This is a genomic window from Pseudomonas sp. Bc-h, from assembly GCF_002080045.1.
GTDB lineage: Bacteria > Pseudomonadota > Gammaproteobacteria > Pseudomonadales > Pseudomonadaceae > Aquipseudomonas.
On sequence record NZ_MUIN01000025.1, the window covers coordinates 1 to 4,800 of the forward strand.

Consider the following 4,800-nt stretch of genomic DNA (forward strand, 5'->3'; position numbering starts at 1 on the left):
TCTCCACGCCATGCAATTAAAGGGTTGAGCCGGTAAACGGTCATACCTTTCAAATTGGTTTTGCGCTCTAAGACACCTTTTTCAACTAAGGTTTTCAGCAGCGTGCTGACATTGCGTGGAGCGATGTTTAATTCTTCGGCAATTTGCTTTTGGCTGATGATAAGCCAGTTCTCGTAATTCAATTGAGTCATAAGCAAGAACAAAACCGAGCATTGTTTGCCGGTCAAATTCATCTTCGCTAATGCATAAAAACCACGATCAAACACGTTGATATACTTATCGGGAAATGGGCGTTTTTTTCTCTGAAGCCAGGCCGGAAATCCATCTAAATTTGCCTCACCGGATTCGGTGTCGACGCAAAAGGGATTCCCCTTGGAATCAAGCTTTAGTATAGTATTTTTTGTTCTCAAGAGGGCAGTACTTTCTAGTAAGTGATCTAAATATTTAGAGAGTTTATCTAAATATTTAGACCTTTGCAAGAAGGCTGATCCAATACAGGCCTGATATTTGAGATGCTTCTTTTAGTACTGTTACTGAGTTACCAAGAGCCAGGAAGCCCGATGAGGTTGCAAAGCCCTTTGCCTGCAACAGCCTATCCCCCTCCCGTCCCCCTCCGGGGGAGGCGACGTCGCCGCAGGTTGGGAAATACAAATTGCGTGCCACCATGCGCGGTGCTATAATGTAGGCTACAAAGCAGCAAGCGGTATTTTTGTTCGTATGTTTTTGCCCCGCTTGCTGCTTTGTCGTCTTGTGCTATATTGAAATAAGACCGGCGCGATATGCAGCGCTACCCGGCTGAAAAGCTCGGAACAATTCTATGGCTAATCAAAAATTCAATTTCCCCTATACGACTGACGGGGGCAAAATCGCTGTAGCGCGTTTAACTGCGGATGTAGCAAATGACGGCGGCTTTGGTGCACCGAACCAGTCGTTCACTCCAAACGGCGCAATAAAGCGCGAGCACATGCGTCATATAGGCTTGCGTGAGGATGCAGCACCGTACAGACGTTTCACACGTCCGTGCAAGTCTACCTCAGTGGGAGGCTATGAGCAGGTCGGACAAGCCAAAACAATCAAAGTGAACGGCGTTAACGTAGCCTGTCACATCGTCGGTTCTACTGGTGAAAAAACCAGAGGCGCTGACGTTACGAAATAGGTCCTAAACGGCACAATAACAGAGGTTTTTTACATGAACATCAAACAGATGGCTGTAAACAGTTTTGTGGCAATCGGTTTAATGGTGGTTTCTTCAGCGACTACTGCCGCTGTTTACGGGCAACTTGTGCCGCCACCAAAACCAATTGCCATTGATCCAAGTGGAAATATATCCGACGGTTTTAATTCTTTAGACCGCGCAAAGCTCGACCAGCTTTTAGCAGCGGCTAGCAGAATACAGCGGATGCTTAGACCACATTTTGACGACGGGTCGGCGGATTTTGTACCGCCACCGTATCGCAATTACTAAGAGCTAAGCGTCGGAAGCTGATCTAAGTAATTGTTCCCTCAAACTATAAACGGAGCCAATTGAAATGGCACAAAAATACTACATTTACACACCTGATAGCAGAAGCAATCCGGCATCTGCTGATTCAATCAACTTGATTGTACAAGCGGATGAAGCCGTTATGGCTCTTTATCCAGATCTGGTCTGGAAATACTCGGGCGGTTCTTTAACACCTGCCACCGCGCCTACGGGATATGACACCTTGGCAGATTTAGCAGGAGCCGATGCTGCTGCACTGTTAGTTCCTGGTTTGCAGCCACGAGGCCTGGAAATTCAGGTTAATGGTTTTGGCTCTGCATTCTTGCCAATTCTGACAAATGCAGCAGCTATCGTTTCCACACATATCAATGGTATGGACTTTGCAGCAACGCTTGAAGGTCACGCTATTGAAGGTGGTACGCCATTTCCAGTTACACCAACAACTGAAAGCAATCTAAGCGTTTCAATTGTTGGTATCACTGGTGAACGCAGACTGAGCAACTAGGAAATCGGAAAGTTTTCCACCCGGAGATACCAGGGACCAGGAGCGCTGTCAAATTTTGTCAGTGCTCCTGGTCCCTGAAATTATTACTTTGTTTTTGGCTTCAAAAGGGGCTTTTATGGTTAGTTCCGAAATCTACGTAATTTACAACACAGACCACGGCGAGCAATACACCGTGAAAATGGAAGATTATAAACGGTCAGTTCAAGGTGGCATTGTCTATGATAAGTCTGCACCGTTTCCACAAGGAGGCGAGCGCTTGCCCTGGCAATGGAATAAAAGCTGGCTGAGGCATTGTTACATTGAATTTGACACTGGTGGTTTCGTGCGCCTGGTGGTTCTCCAACCAGGCGATCAAAGATTCCTTCCAGGAAAACGCATAACTCTCAATACGAGCAACGGTAGCCGGTCTGGCACAGTTACTAGCTATGTTGGAGAACGATTAGAATCAGCATTTCGTACACAGAACGGATTAAGTGCGTAGCACTTATTAATCACCCCAAACAAACATATTTACTTGTACAGAGTAATCACTTAGGCCCACGCGATAACTGGCGTAAACAGAGGTTTAACAGCAGTGAACCAACCGCATATAAAAGGACAAGTGCAACACGGTTGCACCAAACACAGCTGGATTGTTTGTTGTTACTGTCGAACAGTAAGACTGAAAGGAAGAAAATCTTTGCGTCGATGCTTCTTGAAAAAAAAACATCGATGGACCATTTGCTCTGAATGTGGAATAAGCCGCAAGGGCTTGAAGATTTACAAGCAACTTGCGGCTTACAGTGGCGACTACAGCGGTTTTATTTTCTCCGTGTGCTGTGCTGTGTCTTAAGCTGTTTCCCCGTTTTTTGTCCACATGTTGGACAGTAGTACAAGCTTGATGAATGTGGTTTATCAACCTGACGCCCCCACTGTTTGAACAAGCCGTGTTCCTTCAACCGTCTCCACACCAGACGTTCACTAACGTCATATTGTTCAGCCATGTCTGCTGGCTGCATGTCGTCGCGTATATAGTCGCGTTGCAATAAATCGTACTCGTCTTGAGAAAACGGGTCTAAATTGTTTATGCGTTTCATTGTGTTTTGCCTTCACTTGAGTTTATTTGTCTGCAAAAAATCTAGCTGTAATGGAATATTGTAATTCTGCTGTGTTGTTGCATCCTTCGACAAAGCATGGCAAACCGCAATCGTGGAATTTTTCGATTTGCCATTGTTGAGGCACTAAGCCTAAATCGTCTCTACACTGGCAGCAAATTTGTAAGCGCATCGGAATTGTAAAAGCTCTACCTAATTGCTTGGCAGGACCAAATTTAAAAGTGTGTTCGCTCATGTTAAAAGCTCCCGGTCTGGAGTGTACTGCCAAATTATGACAGTAACTGCAGCTACTGTCAATTTATGGCAGTTGCGCCGGCACTGTACAAAAACGCACTCGACTATGCAGCGATCGAGTGCGTTTGTTGTTTTGCCCGTTTGCAGCAGCTTAATTTGGTTATGGTGCTGGCGGGTAAACTTGCCGACCCGTCGAAGGGTCAATGATTGCACCTGGTGTTAATAGGCTATCCAGGTCGTAAGTTTGCGCGTAAACATAAAAGTGACTTCTTGCGCGTCCCCACATCCTGATTGCATTAAAGCCTCTTGGTGGCGCGATAAAAGTTTCTTTCCAATTGAGAAAATATGTAGGTCCCCAAAGCACAATATTAGCCCCTGATTTATTTGTCCAGGCAGGCGCTAATGCGTCTCTATTATGCCCTGCGATACCAAATGAGCAGTAACCGCTAACTGAACGCGCGGTGGCATGAGTACGAAAATCTAACACTGGTTCCATACCAGGTACTTCGGCTTTGCCAACTGCTTCTTCAATCCATCCTTGTTTTGTATCAAATTCCAGAGTACGAATCCAAACGTACTCAAAATACTCGTCGATAACACCAAAAGCTGGCGTAGTAAAATCAATGATTGCCATTAAGCTATGCCCGTATCATTGCCCGTGTCTCCGGTATAAGGGTCGTTTACATGAGTGTACTCGCCTTCAAAATTATTAGCAGGCACTGACAAAGTGTAGCCCCGGAGTAATTGAAACAAGCTATGAAACAAGATACCAAATGCGGTGCCCATGTCGTTTGTTCCGTCGGTAGGTAAAAAGACAGTATCTTCGTGGTCTTCGACCGCACCTGTTAGCGGGTTTTGCATTTTTCTTGTCACTGTAAACTCTTTGAGCATCGATGTACCGTCTCCTGGATCGCCCTTGTCGCCTTTGTCACCCTTTGGACCTGTGCTGCCTGGTGCTCCTGGTGCTCCTGGATCGCCCTGGTCGCCTTTGTCCCCCTTGTCTCCTTTGTCGCCGTTTGTGCAAGGGCACGGAACACCGATGTTGACCTGATAGGTGAATGGGTCAATCGGATCTAAATGTGTATATCCCGTAGTGCCACCAACATTCACAGTGACACCACCAATTAAGTTAGGTGCTGACGAGCGTGGAATGTTTGTAGGCAAGGGAACACCATCTGGTATCAATGGTGGATCGGGTAAAACTAAAGCCACTAGATCTCTGTCCTCCGTGTCTCCTGCTAATCGGTATCCGATTATTTTTACGTAAAAAGAAAAAGGCATCATTTGCCCTAGGTAGGTGGTTCCAGCGTCAATGCCGGTTTGTATGATGCGTGGTTCTGAGTAATCATGCACGTCTGGCGGCAATGTATAACCGTCGTAATATGGATCGCCAACGTTGGAGCAAATCAGTCCTTCTGGTATTTCCGTCGTGAAACTTACTGGCAGATTGACGCTTCTCCCACGTGCCCAGAGGACTAATGGAC

General features: G+C 46.1%; 6 protein-coding genes and 1 pseudogene. 3 read left to right on the top strand and 4 right to left on the bottom strand.

Features of this window, described 5'->3' with window-relative positions; genetic code table 11:
- Positions 1-479, bottom strand: a 479-nt coding sequence (locus BWR59_RS32245) for a replication/maintenance protein RepL (RefSeq protein ID WP_143491007.1), incomplete at its 3' end; no start/stop codon positions are given.
- Positions 480-817: 338 nt separating this feature from the next.
- On the opposite strand from BWR59_RS32245, the gene BWR59_RS32250 reads away from it, so the two are divergent.
- The 3 genes from BWR59_RS32250 to BWR59_RS32260 all read left to right on the top strand — a co-directional run bounded on the left by BWR59_RS32250 (position 818) and on the right by BWR59_RS32260 (position 1,988).
- Positions 818-1,156: a hypothetical protein gene (locus BWR59_RS32250; RefSeq protein WP_139340824.1), complete on the top strand. Its 339-nt coding sequence runs from the start codon at positions 818-820 to the stop codon at positions 1,154-1,156.
- Between the two features lie 33 nt (positions 1,157-1,189).
- Positions 1,190-1,465: a hypothetical protein gene (locus BWR59_RS32255; protein ID WP_139340825.1), complete on the top strand. Its 276-nt coding sequence runs from the start codon at positions 1,190-1,192 to the stop codon at positions 1,463-1,465.
- A 64-nt stretch (positions 1,466-1,529) separates the two neighbouring features.
- Positions 1,530-1,988 (top strand): hypothetical protein, encoded by a 459-nt coding sequence (locus tag BWR59_RS32260; protein ID WP_077204199.1) that lies wholly within the window; start codon positions 1,530-1,532, stop codon positions 1,986-1,988.
- 1,098 nt (positions 1,989-3,086) lie between these two features.
- Here BWR59_RS32260 and BWR59_RS32265 read toward each other — a convergent pair.
- The 3 genes and pseudogenes from BWR59_RS32265 to BWR59_RS32275 all read right to left on the bottom strand — a co-directional run.
- Complete coding sequence (locus tag BWR59_RS32265; RefSeq protein WP_139340828.1) at positions 3,087-3,317, bottom strand: hypothetical protein; 231 nt, start codon at positions 3,315-3,317, stop codon at positions 3,087-3,089.
- Positions 3,318-3,476: 159 nt separating this feature from the next.
- Positions 3,477-3,950, bottom strand: coding sequence for a hypothetical protein (locus tag BWR59_RS32270; RefSeq protein ID WP_139340827.1), 474 nt, complete (start codon positions 3,948-3,950; stop codon positions 3,477-3,479).
- Positions 3,950-4,800 (bottom strand): annotated as a pseudogene (locus BWR59_RS32275) (hypothetical protein); the annotation flags it as partial. The gene BWR59_RS32270 and the pseudogene BWR59_RS32275, both read right to left, overlap by 1 nt.